Origin of the sequence: Dickeya chrysanthemi NCPPB 402 (genome assembly GCF_000406105.1) — a bacterium.
Classification (GTDB): domain Bacteria; phylum Pseudomonadota; class Gammaproteobacteria; order Enterobacterales; family Enterobacteriaceae; genus Dickeya; species Dickeya chrysanthemi.
On the sequence record NZ_CM001974.1, the window covers coordinates 581294 to 601028 of the forward strand.

16 protein-coding genes and 1 pseudogene are annotated in these 19735 nt (G+C 54.9%); 15 read left to right on the forward strand and 2 right to left on the reverse strand.

Annotation, left to right across the window (positions count from 1 at the left end):
* Positions 1-24 precede the first annotated feature (24 nt).
* From dnaJ to nhaR, 3 genes are all read left to right on the forward strand, one after another.
* The gene (dnaJ, locus tag DCH402_RS02710; protein ID WP_039999540.1) at positions 25-1158 is read left to right on the forward strand and encodes a molecular chaperone DnaJ; all 1134 of its coding nucleotides are present in this window, start codon (positions 25-27) and stop codon (positions 1156-1158) included.
* Between the two features lie 195 nt (positions 1159-1353).
* Positions 1354-2529 carry a Na+/H+ antiporter NhaA gene (gene nhaA / locus DCH402_RS02715; RefSeq protein ID WP_039999542.1) on the forward strand — a complete coding sequence of 392 codons (1176 nt, stop codon included), beginning with the start codon at positions 1354-1356 and terminating at the stop codon, positions 2527-2529.
* 22 nt (positions 2530-2551) lie between these two features.
* Positions 2552-3442 (forward strand): transcriptional activator NhaR, encoded by an 891-nt coding sequence (gene nhaR / locus DCH402_RS02720; RefSeq protein ID WP_039999543.1) that lies wholly within the window; start codon positions 2552-2554, stop codon positions 3440-3442.
* A 76-nt stretch (positions 3443-3518) separates the two neighbouring features.
* On the opposite strand, the gene rpsT is transcribed toward nhaR, so the two are convergent.
* Positions 3519-3782, reverse strand: a complete 264-nt coding sequence (gene rpsT, locus DCH402_RS02725; RefSeq protein WP_012768310.1) for a 30S ribosomal protein S20 — start codon at positions 3780-3782, stop codon at positions 3519-3521.
* A 397-nt stretch (positions 3783-4179) separates the two neighbouring features.
* Here rpsT and ribF point away from each other — a divergent pair, with 397 nt between their 5' ends.
* From ribF to carB, 9 genes and pseudogenes are all read left to right on the forward strand, one after another.
* On the forward strand, positions 4180-5121 hold the full coding sequence (gene ribF / locus DCH402_RS02730; protein ID WP_039999545.1) for a bifunctional riboflavin kinase/FAD synthetase: 942 nt from the start codon (positions 4180-4182) through the stop codon (positions 5119-5121).
* A gap of 34 nt (positions 5122-5155) precedes the next feature.
* A complete protein-coding gene (gene ileS, locus DCH402_RS02735) occupies positions 5156-7981 on the forward strand; it encodes an isoleucine--tRNA ligase (RefSeq protein ID WP_039999547.1) in 2826 nt (941 codons plus the stop codon).
* Entirely contained in the window at positions 7981-8493 is a 513-nt protein-coding gene (gene lspA, locus DCH402_RS02740; protein WP_039999549.1) for a signal peptidase II, read from the forward strand. The genes ileS and lspA overlap by 1 nt, the downstream gene beginning before the upstream one ends.
* Positions 8494-8496: 3 nt before the next feature.
* Entirely contained in the window at positions 8497-8955 is a 459-nt protein-coding gene (gene fkpB / locus DCH402_RS02745) for an FKBP-type peptidyl-prolyl cis-trans isomerase (RefSeq protein WP_039999550.1), read from the forward strand.
* Positions 8952-9901, forward strand: a pseudogene (gene ispH, locus DCH402_RS02750) (4-hydroxy-3-methylbut-2-enyl diphosphate reductase). The gene fkpB and the pseudogene ispH overlap by 4 nt, the downstream one beginning before the upstream one ends.
* A gap of 71 nt (positions 9902-9972) precedes the next feature.
* A complete protein-coding gene (gene rihC, locus DCH402_RS02755; protein ID WP_039999555.1) occupies positions 9973-10890 on the forward strand; it encodes a ribonucleoside hydrolase RihC in 918 nt (305 codons plus the stop codon).
* Positions 10891-11094: 204 nt separating this feature from the next.
* A complete protein-coding gene (gene dapB / locus DCH402_RS02760) occupies positions 11095-11916 on the forward strand; it encodes a 4-hydroxy-tetrahydrodipicolinate reductase (protein ID WP_039999557.1) in 822 nt (273 codons plus the stop codon).
* Positions 11917-12369: 453 nt separating this feature from the next.
* A complete protein-coding gene (carA, locus tag DCH402_RS02765) occupies positions 12370-13518 on the forward strand; it encodes a glutamine-hydrolyzing carbamoyl-phosphate synthase small subunit (protein ID WP_040003321.1) in 1149 nt (382 codons plus the stop codon).
* Positions 13519-13605: 87 nt separating this feature from the next.
* Entirely contained in the window at positions 13606-16830 is a 3225-nt protein-coding gene (gene carB, locus DCH402_RS02770) for a carbamoyl-phosphate synthase large subunit (protein ID WP_039999559.1), read from the forward strand.
* A 116-nt stretch (positions 16831-16946) separates the two neighbouring features.
* Here the strand turns inward: carB and DCH402_RS02775 are convergent, their stop codons facing one another.
* Positions 16947-17561 carry a LysE family translocator gene (locus tag DCH402_RS02775; RefSeq protein ID WP_039999561.1) on the reverse strand — a complete coding sequence of 205 codons (615 nt, stop codon included), beginning with the start codon at positions 17559-17561 and terminating at the stop codon, positions 16947-16949.
* A 161-nt stretch (positions 17562-17722) separates the two neighbouring features.
* On the opposite strand from DCH402_RS02775, the gene DCH402_RS02780 reads away from it, so the two are divergent.
* The 3 genes from DCH402_RS02780 to folA all read left to right on the forward strand — a co-directional run bounded on the left by DCH402_RS02780 (position 17723) and on the right by folA (position 19551).
* Positions 17723-18505 carry a threonine/serine exporter family protein gene (locus DCH402_RS02780; RefSeq protein WP_012768321.1) on the forward strand — a complete coding sequence of 261 codons (783 nt, stop codon included), beginning with the start codon at positions 17723-17725 and terminating at the stop codon, positions 18503-18505.
* On the forward strand, positions 18490-18960 hold the full coding sequence (locus DCH402_RS02785; RefSeq protein WP_027710856.1) for a threonine/serine exporter: 471 nt from the start codon (positions 18490-18492) through the stop codon (positions 18958-18960). The genes DCH402_RS02780 and DCH402_RS02785 overlap by 16 nt, the downstream gene beginning before the upstream one ends.
* A 108-nt stretch (positions 18961-19068) precedes the next feature.
* Entirely contained in the window at positions 19069-19551 is a 483-nt protein-coding gene (folA, locus tag DCH402_RS02790) for a type 3 dihydrofolate reductase (RefSeq protein WP_033575408.1), read from the forward strand.
* The last annotated feature ends 184 nt before the right edge of the window (positions 19552-19735 follow it).

The window sequence follows — 19735 nt, forward strand, 5'->3', positions numbered from 1 at the left end:
CATGTTGAGGGCAGGAAAAAAAGAATGGCGAAGCAAGACTACTACGAGATTCTGGGTGTTGCGAAAGGCGCTGATGAACGCGACATCAAAAAGGCTTATAAACGGCTGGCGATGAAATATCACCCGGACCGCAATCCCGGTGATAAAGAGGCGGAAGCCAAATTCAAGGAAGTCAAAGAAGCCTATGAGATTTTGACCGATGCTCAGAAACGCGCCGCCTACGATCAGTATGGACATGCCGCGTTTGAGCAGGGTGGCATGGGCGGCGGCGGTGCCGGTGGTTTCGGCGGCGCTGATTTCGGGGATATTTTCGGCGATGTGTTTGGCGACATCTTTGGCGGCGGCCGCCGTCAACGTGCCAGCCGCGGCTCTGATTTACGCTATACCATGGAGCTGACGCTGGAAGAGGCGGTACGCGGCGTCACCAAAGAGATCCGTATCCCGACGTTGCAGGAGTGCGATGTTTGTCATGGCAGCGGTGCCAAACCCGGCAGCAATGCGGTGACCTGCCCGACGTGCCACGGCAATGGACAGGTACAGATGCGCCAGGGGTTCTTCACGGTGCAGCAGACGTGTCCGCATTGTCATGGTCGCGGCAAAATCATCAAAGATCCTTGCACCAAATGCCACGGCCACGGGCGTGTTGAGAAAAGTAAAACGCTGTCGGTCAAGATCCCTGCCGGCGTAGATACCGGCGATCGTATTCGTCTGGCCGGCGAAGGCGAAGTGGGAGAGTTTGGCGCTCCGGCGGGTGATTTGTATGTACAGGTTCAGGTGCGTGAGCATCCGATCTTCCAGCGTGAAGACAATAACCTCTACTGCGAAGTACCGATCAACTTTGCCATGGCGGCGTTGGGCGGAGAAATTGAAGTGCCGACGCTGGATGGCCGGGTCATGCTGAAAGTGCCGCCGGAAACACAAACCGGCAAGCTGTTTCGTATGCGCGGTAAAGGGGTGAAGTCGGTACGCGGCGGCGTTCAGGGTGACCTGTTGTGCCGCGTTGTGGTGGAAACTCCGGTCAATCTGAACGATCGTCAGAAACAGCTGTTGCAGGAACTGCAGGAAAGCTTCGGCGGGCCGACGGGTGAAAGCAATAGCCCTCGTTCTAAAAGTTTCTTCGACGGTGTGAAGAAATTCTTTGATGACCTGACGCGCTGAGCCTCTGTTTAGCCAGTCTTAATAAAAACCAGCCAGGTTAACTCCGGCTGGTTTTTTTACAGGCGTTTTCTGAAAGCTCGGCTTTACCGAGTATTAATCCAGTTTAAAACTGCTTTTAACGATGAGTGGTGTGGCTTAACCTTGCTTCTCATTATCAGGCAGTGATGCCTGCCGATGCAGTAAGGGAGAAAAAACGTGATAAAGCTATTTCGCTATTTGACCGGCCAGGAAGCGGCTGCCGGTATGATTCTGATTATTGCAACGCTGCTGGCGCTGCTGGTCGCCAATATACCGGCGACCTTATCGTGGTATCAGTCATTTTTAGCGATGCCGGTGATAATGGGGATTGGCGCGTTGGAGATTAACAAACCGCTGCTGCTGTGGATCAATGACGGCTTGATGGCGTTGTTTTTCCTGCAAGTGGGCCTGGAAGTGAAACGCGAACTGGTGGTCGGCGCGCTGGCGAGCCGACGCCAGGCGATTCTGCCGGTGGTAGCGGCGTTCGGCGGGATGCTGGTTCCCGCGCTGTTTTTCCTGTTGTTCAATGCCACTGAAGCGGAAACCCGCTCGGGCTGGGCGATCCCTACGGCGACGGATATTGCTTTTGCGGTCGGTATTCTGGTGCTGTTGGGCAAGCGAGTGCCGACAGGATTAAAAGTGTTTCTGCTGGCGCTGGCGATTATTGATGACCTGGGCGCGATCGTCATTATTGCCTTGTTCTATACTCAGCAACTTCACTGGATGGCGCTATCCGGAGCGCTGGCGGCGATCGTGGTGCTGGCGTACATGAATCATCAGCAGGTAATGAAAACCTCGGCTTATCTGTTAGTCGGCATGGTGTTGTGGGTGTGTATTTTGAAATCAGGTGTGCATGCCACACTGGCCGGCGTCATCGTCGGATTTTTTATTCCGTTGCGTGTTCCGTCAGGCCATCCCTCACCTGCCGGTACACTGGAACACGGGCTGACGAGTTGGGTCGCGTTGCTGGTGATCCCGCTGTTTGCCTTCGCCAATGCCGGTATTTCGTTGCAGGGTGTCGAGGTTAGGCACTTGTTATCGCCATTAACGTTGGGCATCGCCAGCGGGTTGCTGCTGGGCAAACCGATTGGCGTCTCGTTGTTTAGCTGGCTGGTGATTCGTCTGGGGTTGGGCCGACTGCCGGCAGGCGTGGATTTTCGTCAGGTCATGGCGGTATCGGTGCTGTGCGGTATTGGGTTCACCATGTCCATCTTCATTACGTTGCTGGCGTTTGGTGAGGTGGCCGAGCAGGATATTCTGTACGCCAAATTAGCGATTTTGCTGACGTCGCTGACCACGGCGGTGTTGGGCTACCTGACGTTGCGCTCGGTGCTGCCTGCTGCACAACGCTGAATGTGAATAGGGGCGCGAACCTATGTCGCACATCAACTTCAATCATCTCTATTATTTCTGGCAAGTGTGCAAGACCGGTTCGGTGGCGGGCGCCGCCGAACGGCTATTTTTGACGCCGCAGACCATTACCGGGCAAATCAAGTTGCTGGAAGAGCGGCTACAGGGAACGTTGTTCAAGCGTAAAGGGCGTGGGCTGGAGCCGACGGAGTTGGGGCAGTTGGTGTTTCGCTATGCGGACAAGATGTTTGCACTGAGCCAGGAAATGCTGGATATCGTGAATTACCGTAAGGAATCCAGCCTGCTGTTTGATGTTGGTGTGGCGGATGCGTTGTCCAAACGATTGGTGAGTCGGGTACTGGAAACCGTAGTGAATGAACAAATGCCGATTCACCTGCGTTGCTTCGAGTCGACCCATGAAATGCTGATTGAACAGCTGAGTCAGCACAAGCTGGATATGATCCTGTCGGATTGCCCGGTGGATTCCGGCCAACAGGCGGGGTTATTTTCTCGCAAACTGGGCGAATGCGGAGTGAGTTTCTACTGCCGTCGGCCAGGCCCGGATGTGCCTTTTCCCGCTTGTTTGTCGCAAAGCAAGTTATTGATCCCGGCTCGCCGTACCATGCTGGGCCGCAAGTTGCTCAATTGGTTTAGTGAGCAGAATCTGTTAGTGGATATCATGGGCGAGTTCGATGATGCGGCGTTGATGACTGCTTTCGGCATGAGTCACGATGCGATTTTTGTCGCGCCGTCGCTGCATGCGGATGAAATGGCGGCGCAAGGCGAGATTATGGAAATCGGCCGCATTGATAATATTCAGGATGAGTATTACGTTATTTTCGCAGAGCGGATGATTCAGCATCCGGCGGTGCAACGCGTCTGCAACGAGGATTTCTCTTCCTTGTTTCGTGAATAGCGCGTTTTTGCTGGGGGGCGGGTACAAAAAAACCGGCCTGAGCCGGTTTCTTTAGCGATTCATCACGTAAACGTGATTACTGCATCGCGTTGATCTGCGCAGTCAGATTGGATTTATGACGAGCAGCTTTGTTTTTGTGGATCAGACCTTTGCTGGCCTGACGGTCCACGATCGGTTGCATGTCATTAAATGCTTTCTGCGCAGCTTCTTTATCGCCGGTGGCGATGGCCGCATACACTTTCTTGATGAAAGTACGCATCATGGAGCGACGGCTTGCATTGTGCTTGCGGCGCTTCTCAGACTGTACGGCGCGTTTCTTAGCTGATTTGATATTAGCCAAGGTCCAACTCCCAAATATATTCTATCGAGGACAATTCAAAGGCCGAGGAATATGCCCTTTTAGCCTTCTTTTGTCAATGGATTTGTGCAAATAAGCGCCGTTTGTACGCCAGCGCTTGGTACGTTGTGATGGCGCGGGATTTTAGCAGCTTAAGCGTCGGGAATACAGCCTTTCGCGTCATTAATTCGCCCTTTGCCGCTGTTGTTGCGTCAAGCGTTTGATTACGGGTTAAAAGCCGTGCGCCCGGCGATACGCCGGATTTTTGCGTACATGAAAAATTCTCATTGCCGCAAGGCGGTGAAATCCGCCGGAGCGGCAATAAAAGGCATGAATCGCGGGTTAACCTTGTTCGCTGTACAAGGTATAATCCGCCGATTTCCACTGTTTTGAGCCAGTTATGCAGCTAATACGCGGTATACACAATCTTCAGGCCTGCCATTACGGCTGTGTGCTAACAATTGGTAACTTTGACGGTGTCCACCGCGGGCATCAGGCACTGCTCGAACGCCTGAAGCAAGAGGGGCAGGCGCGTGGGTTGCCGGTGATGGTGATGATTTTCGAACCTCAGCCGCTGGAATTGTTTGCCTCGGAGAAAGCGCCGGCGCGTCTGACCCGGCTGCGCGATAAGGTGAAATATCTGGCGCAGGCCGGCGTGGATTATCTGTTGTGTGTGACCTTTGACGCCGGCTTTGCCACTAACCATGCCAATACCTTTATTTCCAGCCTGCTGGTAGAGAAGCTGGGGGTGAAGTTTTTGGTGGTGGGCGATGACTTCCGCTTCGGGGCTGGCCGCGAGGGGGATTTCCTGTTATTACAGAAAGCGGGTGCCGAGCAGAATTTCGAGGTGATCAGCACCGCTACATTCTGCAGCAGCGGTAAGCGCGTGAGCAGTACCGCTGTACGCGAGGCGTTGGCGCAGGACAGTCTGACGCTGGCGCAGGAGCTGTTAGGGCATCCATTCAGCATTTCTGGTCGGGTGGTGCATGGTAATGAGCTGGGGCGCACCATCGGTTTTCCAACGGCTAATTTGCCGCTAAAACGTCAGGTATCGCCGGTCAGCGGCGTGTATGCGGTCCAGGTGTATGGGCTGGGCGAGACGCCATTGCCCGGTGTCGCCAATATCGGCACGCGTCCTACCGTAACGGGCGATAAACGCCAGCAACTGGAAGTACATTTACTGGATGTCACGCTGGATCTGTATGGTCGACATATAGATGTGGTGATGTGTAAAAAATTACGTAGTGAGCAGCGGTTTGCTTCGCTGGATGCGCTGAAGCAGCAAATCGCCAACGATGTGGTGGCCGCCCGTGAGTTCTTTGGGTTGAAGGCACCGGTTTAATTTTTCTCTAGCCGAAAACGAAATCGAGAAGCGAATGAGTGACTATAAAACTACCCTGAATTTGCCGGAAACAGGGTTCCCGATGCGTGGCGATTTGGCCAAGCGCGAACCTGACATGCTGAAACGTTGGTATGAGCAGGATTTGTACGGGATTATCCGTGGCGCCAAGAAGGGTAAAAAAACCTTTATCCTTCACGATGGCCCGCCGTATGCAAACGGCAATATTCATATTGGTCACTCAGTTAACAAGATTCTCAAAGACATTATTATCAAGTCCAAAGGTCTGTCGGGCTATGACTCGCCGTATGTGCCGGGCTGGGACTGCCACGGTCTGCCTATTGAACTGAAAGTGGAACAACTGGTCGGCAAACCCGGCGAGAAAGTCAGCGCCGCACAGTTCCGTGCAGAGTGCCGCAAGTATGCTGCCGAGCAGGTGGCCGGGCAGAAGAAAGATTTTATCCGTCTGGGCGTGCTGGGCGACTGGGATCGTCCTTACCTGACGATGGATTTCAAAACCGAAGCCAATATTATTCGCGCGCTGGGTCGCATCATCGAAAACGGCCATCTGCACAAAGGCGCCAAGCCGGTGCACTGGTGCGCCGACTGTGGTTCCGCGCTGGCGGAAGCGGAAGTGGAGTATTACGACAAAACCTCTCCGGCCATTGATGTGGCGTTCAATGCGGTTGACCGCGCCGCCGTGCTGGCGAAATTCGGCCTGACGGCTGATGCCGTCGACGGCGATGTGGCGTTGGTCATCTGGACGACTACGCCCTGGACGTTGCCGGCTAACCGCGCGATTGCCCTGAATGCCGACATTGATTACGTGCTGATTCAGGTTGCCGGTAAAGCGATTATCGTTGCGCAAGGGTTGGCCGACGCGGTGATTAAACGTGTTGCCGGAAATGACGCCAGCCTCCTGTTGGGCCATACCGTCAAAGGTAGCGATCTGGAATTGCTGCGTTTCCGCCATCCGTTCCTGGATTTCGATGTGCCGGCTATTCTGGGCGATCACGTCACGCTGGACGCCGGTACCGGTGCGGTACATACCGCCGGTGGTCACGGCCCGGACGACTATGTCATCAGCCAGAAATACCAATTAGAAATCGCTAATCCCGTTGGACCCAACGGCTGCTACTTGCCGGGCACCTTCCCGGGGCTGGATGGTCTGTTCGTGTTTAAAGCCAACGACAAGATCGTTGAGTTGCTGCGTGAACGCGGCGCCTTGCTGCACCATGAAAAGCTGCAGCACAGCTACCCGTGCTGCTGGCGTCATAAGTCGCCGATCCTGTTCCGTGCTACGCCGCAGTGGTTCGTGAGCATGGACCAGAACGGCCTGCGTAAGCAGTCGCTGTCCGAAATCAAGGGCGTGCAGTGGATCCCGGATTGGGGTCAGGCGCGCATTGAATCGATGGTGGCGAACCGTCCTGACTGGTGTATTTCCCGTCAGCGTACCTGGGGCGTGCCGATGTCGCTGTTCGTGCATAAAGAAACGCAAGCGTTGCATCCTCGCACGGCGGAGCTGATTGAAGCCGTCGCGAAACGCGTTGAACAGGACGGTATTCAGGCATGGTGGGATCTCAACCCTGCCGATTTGCTGGGCGCGGAAGCCGCCGATTATGAAAAAGTGCCGGATACGCTGGATGTCTGGTTCGATTCCGGATCGACCCACGCTTCGGTGGTGGATGTGCGTCCTGAATTCAGCGGCCATGCGGCGGATATGTACCTGGAAGGTTCCGACCAGCATCGCGGCTGGTTCATGTCTTCCCTGATGATTTCTACCGCTATCAAAGGCAAGGCGCCGTACCGCCAGGTACTGACCCACGGCTTCACCGTGGACGGTCAGGGCCGCAAAATGTCGAAATCCATCGGCAATACCGTCAGCCCGCAGGATGTGATGGATAAGCTGGGGGCGGATATTCTGCGTCTGTGGATCGGTTCGACCGACTACTCCGGCGAGATCGCGGTATCCGATGAGATCCTCAAGCGTTCCGCTGATGCCTATCGCCGTATTCGTAACACCGCGCGTTTCCTGCTGGCCAACCTGAACGGTTTCGACCCGGCGCAGCACAGCGTAAAACCGGAAGACATGGTGGTGTTGGATCGCTGGGCGGTGGGCTGTGCCAAAGCGGCGCAGGATGAGATCGTCGAAGCTTACGAGAGCTACGATTTCCACCGTGTAGTGCAGCGCCTGATGCAGTTTTGTTCCATTGAGATGGGCTCGTTCTATCTCGATATCATCAAGGATCGTCAGTACACCGCGAAACACGATAGCGTGGCGCGTCGCAGTTGCCAGACTGCGCTGTTCCACATCGCCGAAGCGCTGGTGCGTTGGATGGCGCCGATCATGTCGTTTACCGCTGATGAAATCTGGGCGTATCTGCCGGGTGAGCGTGCGCAGTTTGTTTTCACCGAAGAGTGGTATGACGGTTTATTCGGACTGGCCGACAGCGAGTCGATGAACGATGCCTTCTGGGCTGAAATGCTGAACGTGCGCGGTGAAGTCAATAAGGTGATCGAACAGGCGCGTAATGACAAGCGTATCGGTGGTTCGCTGGAAGCGGCGGTGACATTGTATGCCGATGACGCGCTGTTTGCGCAGCTCGGCCGTTTGCAGGGCGAACTACACTTTGCTTTGCTCACCTCTAAAGCGCATCTGGCGCATTATGAAAATGCACCGGCTGATGCCCAGCAGAGTGAATTACCGGGCCTGAAAGTTGTCCTTACTAAAGCTGACGGGGACAAATGCCCGCGTTGTTGGCACTATGAAACGGATATCGGCAGCGATGCCGCGCATCCGGATGTATGCGGTCGCTGTGCGACCAATGTTGGCGGCAATGGCGAAGAGCGTAAATTTGTCTGATGAGTAAATCTACTGGAACAACGGCAACAGGTCTGCGCTGGCTATGGCTGGCCGCACTGGTACTGGTGGTCGATATCGGCAGCAAGCAGTGGGTGATGACTCACTTTCAGCTGGGCGAGTCGATACCACTGGTGCCGTTCTTCAATTTCACCTACGCCCATAACTATGGTGCGGCGTTTAGCTTTCTGGCCGATAAAGGCGGCTGGCAGCGCTGGCTGTTTGCGGCGATCGCACTGGTGATTATCGTGGCGTTGCTGGCGATGATGTATCGCTCCAGTGCCAGCCAGAAGTTGAATAACATTGCCTATTCGCTGATTATCGGCGGCGCGATCGGCAATCTGGCGGATCGGTTGGTACATGGGTATGTGATCGATTTTCTGGATTTTTATGCCGGCGGTTGGCATTACCCGACCTTTAATCTGGCGGATAGCGCGATTGTTGTCGGCGCACTGCTGATTGTGCTGGAAGGGTTTTTGGCCTCTCCGCAAAAAAAGCAGGCGGAAGGTAAATAACGCATGACGGAATTCGTGACGAACGGCAGTGGAGTGCTGGTGCATTTTACACTGATGCTGGAAGATGGTTCTGTGGCGGAAGCCACCCGCGACAGCGGTAAACCGGCGATGTTTCGGCTGGGAGACGGTAGCCTGTCGGCGGCGCTGGAGGCTCAACTGCTGGGTTTGCAGGTCGGCGATAAGCGTCAATTCAGTCTGCCGCCGGAGTCCGCTTTTGGTCCATCGAATCCCGATTTGATCCAGTTCTTCCTGCGTCGCGATTTTGCGCAAACCGGTGTGCCCGAAGTGGGCACCATCATGTTGTTCAGCGGTATGGCCGGTAATGATATGCCGGGCATCATCCGCGAGGTCGCGGAAGAGTCGGTGACGGTGGATTTCAACCATCCGCTGGCCGGACACACCATCACGTTCGACGTGGAGGTGCTGGAGATTCATCCCCCTTCTGACGGAGGCAACGCATGAAAATCCTGTTGGCTAATCCTCGTGGGTTCTGCGCTGGCGTCGATCGCGCCATCAGTATTGTCGAGCGGGCGTTGGAAGTGTATGGCGCACCGATTTATGTCCGCCATGAAGTGGTGCATAACCGCTATGTGGTGGAAGGGTTGCGCGAACGCGGCGCCGTCTTCATCGAACAAATTGAAGACGTGCCGGATGGCGCGATTCTGATTTTTTCCGCGCATGGCGTATCGCAAGCCGTGAGGGCGGAAGCCAAAAGCCGCGAACTGACGATTTTCGATGCCACCTGTCCGTTGGTGACGAAAGTGCATATGGAAGTGGCGCGCGCCAGCCGTAAGGGAACGGAAGCTATTCTGATAGGCCATGCCGGGCATCCTGAAGTGGAAGGCACCATGGGTCAGTACAGCAACCCCAACGGCGGTATGTATCTGGTGGAAGGGCCTGAAGATGTCTGGTCGTTACAGGTAAAAGATGAAACCAATCTCTGTTTCATGACCCAGACGACGCTGTCGGTAGACGATACGTCGGCGGTGATCGATGCACTGCGTGCGCGTTTCCCGCAGATTATCGGGCCGCGTAAAGATGATATCTGTTACGCCACTACCAATCGTCAGGAAGCGGTACGCAATCTGGCGGCGGAGGCCAACGTGGTGCTGGTGGTCGGTTCGAAAAACTCTTCCAACTCCAATCGCCTGGCCGAGCTGGCGCAGCGTGTCGGTAAGCCGTCATACCTGATTGATTCTGCTGATGATATTCAGGAAGAGTGGCTGAAGGATGTCGCCTGCGTCGGGGTGACGGCAGGCGCCTCCGCGCCGGATGTGCTGGTTCAACAGGTGATTAAACGCTTGCAAGCCATGGGGGGAAAGTTGCCATGGAGATGCAAGGGCGTGAAGAGAACATCGTGTTCGAAGTGCCGAAAGAATTGCGTATGGATGTTCGTGAAGTGGAATAGCCCCTTCGCGCTACCATATTGAGACGATGCCAGCCGATGAAAATCGGCTGGCATTTTTTTGGAGAAAGCGCATGAATCGAATCCCCATTATTCTGGATACCGACCCCGGCATTGATGATGCCGTCGCCATTGCCGCAGCGTTGTTCGCTCCTGAGTTGGATCTGCAACTGATTACGACGGTCGCCGGCAATGTGGATGTGGAAAAAACGACCCGCAATGCGTTGCAACTGCTGCATTTTTGGGATGCCGAAGTGCCGGTGGCGCAAGGGGCGGCGACGCCGCTGGTGCGTCCGGTGCGCGACGCCGCCTATGTTCACGGCGAGTCAGGGATGGAGGGCTACGACTTTGTGGCGCATGAGCGCACTGCGCTGGAAAAATCCGCGGTGCAGGCAATCTATGAGTGTCTGAATCGTAGCCTGGAGCCTGTTACATTGGTGACCATCGGGCCGCTCACCAATATTGCCTTGCTGTTAACCCTCTATCCGCAGTGTAAAAAACAGATCAAACGTCTGGTCATGATGGGGGGATCGTCAGGGCGTGGGAATTTCACGCCGAATGCGGAATTCAATATCGCGATTGACCCGGAGGCGGCGGGGCGCGTATTCGGCAGCGGAATCGATATCGTGATGTGCGGCCTGGATGTGACGAATTACGCCATGCTGTTGCCGGAGTATCTGGCGGCATTGCCGGGAATGAACCGTACCGGTGCCATGTTGCATGCGTTGTTCAGTCACTATCGTAGCGGCAGTATGGCGACCGGTTTGCGTATGCATGACCTGTGCGCTATTGCTTATCTGGTGAAACCGTCATTGTTTACCCTGCAGCACTGTTTTGTCGCGGTGGAAACGCAGGGGGAATATACCGCCGGCACTACGGTGGTGGATCTCGAGTATCGGCTGAATCGACCGGCTAATGCGCAAGTGGCGCTAGCGCTGGATGTAGCGGGTTTCCGCGCCTGGGTTGCGCAGGTGTTGGCTTTGGCGCCTTAACAGGCTGCCGTGCCAGCCTATACGCGGTCGCGAAGTCTCTGCTGAGCAGCGGCCGGGATGTCTTTACTAAACGATAGCTTTTACTGATATCCCGGCTGTTTTGTCGTAAATTTCTAATTATGGGTGTTTTCGGCTGGCAGCGCTTGTGCGGGCTGGTTAACCTGAGAGCCTTTTCTCATTCATCAACAGATAAAGAGTACGAATATGCGTGATGCACAAATCCGCGTCGCCATCGCGGGAGCGGGTGGTCGCATGGGGCGGCAGTTGATTCAGGCTGCGTTGCAGATGGAAGGCGTCGTACTGGGTGCGGCGCTGGAGCGTGAAGGGGCGTCGTTGCTCGGCAGTGATGCCGGGGAACTGGCTGGTGCCGGGAAAACGGATGTTACCGTACAGAGCAGTCTTGAGGCGGTAGTGAACGATTTCGATGTCTTTATCGATTTCACTCGTCCGGAAGGGACGCTCAAGCATCTGGCTTTTTGTCGTCAGCACGGTAAAGGGATGGTGATCGGCACCACCGGTTTTGACGATGCCGGTAAAGCGGCGATTCAGCAAGCGGCGACCGACATTGGGATTGTGTTTGCCGCAAACTTTAGCGTTGGGGTTAATGTGTTGCTCAAGCTGCTGGAAAAAGCGGCTAAAGTGATGGGTGATTACACGGATATTGAAATCATCGAAGCACACCACCGCCATAAAGTGGATGCGCCGTCGGGCACGGCTCTGGCGATGGGCGAGGCGATTGCCGGCGCGCTGGGACGCGATTTGAAAGAATGTGCGGTTTATGCACGTGAGGGGTACACCGGCGAACGTGATCCGAAAAGCATCGGTTTTGCCACTATCCGGGCCGGCGATATCGTAGGAGAACACACCGCGATGTTTGCGGACGTCGGCGAGCGTATAGAGATAACACACAAGGCTTCCAGCCGGATGACGTTCGCAAACGGCGCAGTCAGGTCCGCATTATGGGTAAGCGCCAGAAAGCATGGTCTTTTTGATATGAGAGATGTGCTTGGGCTTGATGATATATAGCAGAAAATTATTTTTATTTTTTAATTCATTGATTTTAATGGCGCTAAAATTAGCGCCATTATATTTCAATAAAAAATACCGGTTTAATGCTTTATTTTTTGCTAATCTGTTTTTTATTGCTGTTATCTGTCTTTTTCCTATCTGTGCGTCAGACATTTATCATTCCATCTACCGATTTTGGTGTGATTTTAATCATTTCATCACTCATTGACGCTGGCAACCGTTTACTTTCGCTAGTTGATGTGTGTTTTTGCGGGTATAGCTGTGCATTATCTTCTTAAGCCATAAAATAGTGAAAAAAAATCCGGTTTGGCTAGACAACAGTCAGGGGCATCATTAAAATGCGCGCAATTTGCCAAAAATTTGCCTTACAGGTGGTTTTTGCGTTGATTTAGTGCGTCAAATCTGAATTAATATGCAAATAACATGATTTTTTATTCCTTGGAGGGTGTTTTGATTAAGTCAGCGCTATTGGTTCTGGAAGACGGAACCCAATTCCACGGTCGGGCCATTGGGGCAGAGGGAACGGCAGTGGGGGAAGTCGTTTTCAATACGTCAATGACCGGTTATCAAGAAATCCTCACTGATCCTTCCTATTCCCGCCAGATTGTCACTCTTACTTATCCCCATATCGGAAATGTCGGCGCCAACAAAGCCGATGAAGAATCCCCCACCGTTCATGCTCAGGGCTTGGTCATCCGCGATTTACCGTTAATCGCCAGTAACTACCGCAGCGAAGAAAGCCTGTCTGATTACCTCAAACGCAACAATATTGTAGCAATTGCCGATATCGACACCCGCAAACTGACGCGGTTGCTGCGTGAGAAAGGCGCGCAGAACGGTTGCATCATCGCGGGCGATGCGCCGGATGCGGCGCTGGCGCTGGAAAAGGCCAAAGCGTTCCCCGGTCTGAAAGGGATGGATCTGGCGAAAGAAGTCACCACCCGTTCCAGCTATAGCTGGTTGCAAGGCAGTTGGACGCTGGAAGGCGAGCTGCCGGCGGCGAAAGAAGAGAGTGAACTGCCGTACCACGTGGTGGCGTATGACTACGGTGTGAAGCGTAATATCCTGCGTATGCTGGTGGATCGCGGCTGCCGCCTGACGGTGGTACCGGCGCAAACCCCGGCGGAAGCGGTGCTGAAACTCAATCCGGACGGCATTTTCCTCTCCAACGGCCCTGGCGATCCGGAGCCGTGCGATTATGCCATCAACGCGATTAAAGCCTTCCTGGAAACCGATATTCCGGTATTCGGCATTTGTCTGGGCCACCAGTTGCTGGCGCTGGCCAGTGGCGCGAAAACCGTCAAAATGAAGTTCGGCCACCACGGCGGCAACCACCCGGTGAAAGATCTGGATGGTAATCGGGTGATGATCACCGCGCAAAACCACGGCTTTGCGGTAGATGAAACGTCGCTGCCCGCCACGCTGCGCGCGACGCACAAATCGCTGTTCGATGGTTCGCTGCAGGGCATTCACCGCACCGATAAAGCGGCATTCAGCTTCCAGGGGCACCCTGAAGCCAGCCCTGGCCCGCATGATGCCGCGCCGCTGTTTGATCACTTCATCGAGCTGATTGAGTCTTACCGTAGTCATACCAAATAATCAGAATCCGTTTAGTCACGCTGCGATAAAAGAACAAGGCGAAAGCGCCGGCGCGGCGGTGAGTAAACGGGTTCGCAGGAGCGAAAAATGCCAAAACGTACAGACATAAAAAGTATCCTGATCCTCGGTGCCGGTCCGATCGTGATCGGTCAGGCGTGCGAGTTTGACTACTCCGGCGCTCAGGCGTGTAAGGCGCTGCGTGAAGAAGGCTACCGCGTGATTCTGGTGAACTCCAACCCGGCCACCATCATGACCGACCCGGAGATGGCCGACGCCACTTATATTGAACCGATTCACTGGGAAGTGGTGCGCAAAATCATCGAAAAAGAACGTCCGGATGCCGTATTGCCGACGATGGGCGGCCAGACGGCGCTGAACTGCGCGCTGGAACTGGAACGTCAGGGCGTGCTGGCGGAGTTCGGCGTGACCATGATCGGCGCGACCGCCGATGCCATCGATAAAGCGGAAGATCGTCGCCGTTTCGACATCGCGATGAAGAAAATCGGCCTGGAAACCGCGCGTTCCGGTATCGCGCACAATATGGACGAAGCGCTGGCGGTGGCGGCGGATGTGGGGTATCCCTGCATTATCCGCCCGTCTTTCACCATGGGCGGCACCGGCGGCGGCATCGCTTACAACCGTGAAGAGTTCGAAGAGATTTGTACCCGTGGTCTGGATCTGTCGCCGACCAAGGAACTGCTGATCGACGAATCGTTGATCGGCTGGAAAGAGTATGAAATGGAAGTGGTGCGGGATAAAAACGATAACTGCATCATCGTCTGCTCGATCGAAAACCTCGATGCGATGGGGATCCACACCGGTGACTCTATCACTGTCGCACCGGCGCAAACCCTGACCGACAAGGAATACCAAATCATGCGTAACGCCTCGATGGCGGTACTGCGTGAAATCGGGGTGGAAACCGGCGGTTCCAACGTGCAGTTTGCGGTCAACCCGAAAACCGGTCGTCTGATCGTTATCGAAATGAACCCGCGCGTGTCTCGCTCCTCGGCGCTGGCTTCCAAAGCGACCGGCTTCCCGATCGCCAAGATCGCCGCCAAACTGGCGGTGGGCTATACGCTGGATGAACTGATGAACGACATTACCGGCGGGCGTACCCCGGCATCGTTCGAACCGTCCATCGATTATGTGGTGACCAAGATCCCACGCTTTAACTTCGAAAAATTCGCCGGCGCCAACGATCGTCTGACTACACAGATGAAGTCGGTGGGTGAGGTGATGGCGATCGGCCGTACCCAGCAGGAGTCGTTGCAGAAAGCGCTGCGTGGCCTGGAAGTGGGCGCTACCGGTTTCGATCCTAAAGTGAGTCTGGACGATCCGGAAGCGTTGACCAAAATCCGCCGTGAGTTGAAAGATGCCGGCGGCGATCGTATCTGGTATCTGGCGGATGCGTTCCGTGCCGGGATGTCGGTTGACGGCGTATTCAACCTGACCAACATCGACCGCTGGTTCCTGGTGCAGATTGAAGAACTGGTGCGTCTGGAAGAGCAAGTGGTGGAGCAAGGCGCTAATGGCCTGACGCTGGAGTTCCTACGTTTGCTCAAACGCAAAGGCTTTGCCGATGCCCGTCTGGCAAAACTGGCCGGCGTGTCTGAAGGCGAAATTCGCAAGCTGCGTTACAAATACAACCTGCACCCGGTCTACAAGCGCGTGGATACCTGCGCTGCCGAGTTCGCCACCGATACCGCCTACATGTACTCCACCTATGACGAGGAGTGTGAGGCCAACCCGAATCAGGACCGTGACAAGATAATGGTGCTGGGCGGCGGTCCGAACCGTATCGGTCAGGGCATCGAGTTCGACTATTGCTGCGTGCACGCGGCGCTGGCGCTGCGTGAAGACGGCTATGAAACCATCATGGTCAACTGTAACCCGGAAACCGTCTCTACCGATTACGACACCTCCGATCGCCTGTACTTCGAGCCGGTAACGCTGGAAGACGTGCTGGAGATTGTACGTATTGAGCAGCCGAAAGGCGTGATCGTGCAGTACGGTGGACAGACGCCGCTGAAACTGGCGCGTCAGCTTGAAGCCGCCGGTGTGCCGGTGATTGGCACCAGCCCGGATGCCATCGACCGCGCAGAAGACCGTGAACGCTTCCAGCAGGCGGTCAACCGTCTCGGCCTGAAGCAGCCGGCCAACGCCACCGTCAGCACTATCGATCAGGCGGTGGAAAAGGCGGTCGGTATCGGTTATCCGCTGGTGGTGCGTCCGTCTTATGTGCTGGGCGGTCGGGCAATGGAAATTGTTTATGACGAAGTCGATTTGCGCCGTTACTTCCAGACCGCCGTTAGTGTTTCCAACGATGCGCCGGTACTGCTGGACCGCTTCCTGGACGACGCGGTGGAAGTGGATGTGGACGCTATCTGCGACGGCGAGCGGGTGCTGATTGGCGGCATCATGGAGCATATCGAGCAGGCCGGCGTGCACTCCGGCGACTCCGCCTGTTCGCTGCCGGCTTACACCCTGAGCAAAGAGATTCAGGATGAGATGCGTCGTCAGGTGGAAAAACTGGCGTTCGAACTTTCCGTACGCGGCCTGATGAACGTGCAGTTTGCGGTGAAGAACAACGAAGTGTACCTGATTGAGGTTAACCCGCGCGCGGCGCGTACCGTGCCGTTTGTTTCCAAGGCGACCGGTGTGCCGCTGGCGAAAGTGGCAGCCCGCGTGATGGTTGGGCAAACGCTGGCTCAGCAGGGCGTCACTAAAGAGGTGATCCCGCCGTACTATTCCGTCAAGGAAGTGGTGTTGCCGTTTAATAAATTCCCGGGTGTGGACCCGATCCTCGGGCCGGAAATGCGTTCCACCGGTGAGGTGATGGGGGTAGGGCGTACCTTTGCCGAAGCCTTTGCCAAGGCGATGTTGGGCAGCAACTCGCCGATGAAGAAAACCGGTCGTGCACTGCTGTCGGTGCGTGAAGGCGACAAGGCGAGGGTAGTGGATTTGGCCGCTAAACTGCTCAAGCACGGTTTTGAACTGGACGCCACTCACGGCACCGCGGTGGTGCTGGGGGAAGCGGGTATTAATCCGCGTCTGGTGAACAAGGTGCACGAAGGCCGTCCGCACATTCAGGATCGCATCAAGAATGGCGAGTACACCTACATCGTCAACACCACGGCGGGCCGTCAGGCGATTGAAGATTCCAAACTGATTCGCCGCAGTGCGCTGCAATATAAAGTGCATTACGACACCACCATGAACGGCGGTTTCGCGACGGCCATGTCGCTGAATGCTGATCCCACCGAGCAGGTGATTTCCGTTCAGGAAATGCATGCCCGTATTCAGGGATAACGGCTAAAAACGCGTCTGGATTCAGGCGCGCTGTCGTGAAAGGTAAATCATGAAAGATAAAACCGGCCTGGTGCGTAGCATCAGGCCGGTTTTTTTCGTCAGTTATCAGGGGCGGTTTAGCTTAACGCGACCTTTATCCCCAGTGTAATCAACACGCCGCCAAGCAGTTTGTCGATCAGTTTCTGGGCTTTACTCAGACCGCGACGCACCGGTTCGCTCTGGATCAGGACAATCAGCAACGGCCACCAGATCAGCGTCAACCCCAGGATAATCCCGGCATACCACAGTTTTTCGCCCATGCTGGAGTCCAGCCCCAGCACTTGGGTAAAGACTGCCAGAAAGAACAGCGTTGCCTTCGGGTTCAGCAGGTTACAGAGGTAGCCCTGCATAAAAGCTTTCCAGAGGCCGATGCGTTGCGGCGTCAGGCCGGATAAATCCAGTTTGCTGCCGCCACGCGAGCGCAGCGCCTGAATGCCCAGCCAGATTAGGTAGGCGGCGCCGACGTATTTCAGCAGGCTAAACAACCAGGGCGTAGTGGTGACGACGACGGCCAGGCCGGCGACACAGTAAGCCATGTGTGTGGCAACCCCGGCAATCACGCCGATAGCGGTCATCATGGCGGCCAGTCGCGGGTAGCGTATCGCGTTTTTGATCACCAGAAAGAAGTCCGGGCCGGGAGAAATCATTCCCAGTGCGGCGATGGTCGCCACGAATAAAGAAGTCTCAAGCATGATGGATTATGTATGACAATCAAGGATTCGTCGGAAAAAGGTGGGCATAATACCGTCAGTGGCATGTTTTCGCACTATCAATCATCGATTTGAAATGTTAATAAACTTATAAAAACCACGCATATAGTGGTTGTTTTTAGAGCAGGGGACGGGAACGTAACATGGTAAATGAAACCACACAGCAGCGGGATATTACCCGGTTGTGTATTCAATGCGCACTGTTGCTGTTACAACATGGCGCGGAAAGTATGCTGGTCGAACAGTTGTCGTCACGACTTGGCGTGGCATTGGGGATGGACAGTGTGGAGAGTTCTATCTCGGCCAACGCGATAGTGCTGACCACCATTATGCAAGGGCATTGCCTGACGTCCACGCGTAAAAATGTCGATCGCGGCATCAACATGCACGTCGTAACGGAAGTTCAGCATGTGGTGATCATGGCTGAACATAAGCTGCTGGATGTGGCCGGAGTGGCAAAACGCTTCAGTCATATCAAGCCGTTGCGTTATCCACGCTGGCTGATGGTCACGATCGTGGCGTTATCGTGCGGCTGTTTTAGTCGTCTGAACGGCGGTGGCTGGGATGCGTTTCTGGTGACGCTGATTGCCAGCGGCATGGCGATGTATGTCCGACAGGTACTGACCGCACGGCATCTTAATCCGTTGATTAATTTCTGTATTACCGCCTTTGTGGCGACGTCGGCGTCCGGGCTGCTGATGCGCGTGCCCGGTCTGGAACAGAGTTCCTCCGTGGCGATGGCCGCCAGCGTGTTGCTGCTGGTGCCGGGATTTCCGCTCATCAATGCGGTGGCGGATATGTTCAAAGGCCATGTCAATACCGGGCTGGCGCGCTGGACGATGGCCAGCCTGCTGACGCTGGCGACCTGTATTGGTGTGGTAACGGCAATGGCGATATGGGGGCTGCACGGATGGTCATTGAACTGATTTGGGCGCTGATTCAGGACATGGTGTTGGCAGCGGTCCCGGCGGTAGGGTTTGCGATGGTATTTAACGTACCGGTGAAGGCATTACCGTATTGCGCGCTGCTGGGCGGACTAGGGCATGGTGTGCGTTTTCTAATGATTCGTTTCGGCATCCCTATCGAGTGGGCGACATTTGTGGCATCGATCATGGTGGGTATCATCGGTATTCGTTGGTCCCGCTGGTTTCTGGCCCATCCCAAAGTATTTACCGTCGCCGCCGTTATTCCGATGTTCCCCGGTATTTCGGCCTATACGGCGATGATTTCGGTGGTACAGCTTTCCCATCAGGGGTACAGCGAAGCGTTGATGCAAACGTTGATCACCAACTTTTTGAAGGCCAGTTTTATCGTTGGTGCGCTTTCAATCGGGCTATCGCTGCCGGGGATCTGGATCTACCGTAAACGTCCGGGAGTATAGGGATTGAGGTGTTCTCTTAAATAGTGGTCGGCGTTCCGGTAATCATATCGACGCCTGCCCGGGCTTTCCGTATAGTGGCACCAATTTTGTAGCCTGTAGGGTTTTACCATGGTGATTAGTTTGATTGCCGCACTGGCAGTGGATCGTGTTATCGGAATGGAGAATGCCATGCCGTGGCATCTGCCGGCCGACCTGGCGTGGTTTAAGCGCAATACGCTCAACAAACCTGTGATTATGGGGCGCAATACGTTCCGCGCCATCGGCCGACCCTTGCCGGAACGGCTGAATATTGTCGTCAGTAGCCAACCGGGCGACGATGAGCGTGTCACCTGGGTGACATCGCTTGCGGCGGCGCTGGCTGCCGCCGGTGATGTAGATGAAGTGATGGTGATCGGCGGCGGCAGCATTTATCAGCAGATGTTGCCGCAAGCCAGCCGCCTCTATCTGACGCATATTGATGCTGAGATTGAAGGTGATACCCATTTTCCGGATTACGAGCCGGATGAGTGGGTTTCTACCTTCAGCGAATTCCATGATGCAGATGATAAAAACTCCCACAGTTATTGCTTCGAAATCCTCGATCGTCGCTGATTGCCTCATCTCAAGCCCGCTCACCGAGCGGGTTTTTAATGTATCTATATGTGTAAGCGTTACACTAGGACCGTCTTCCTATTTCAACCGGGTCATGCCAAGGAAGAACATTATTTAAATAAAATGAAGTCCAGCTTATTCATAAGATTAATGATCTGACTTACTCGTCAAAGAATCTGAAACC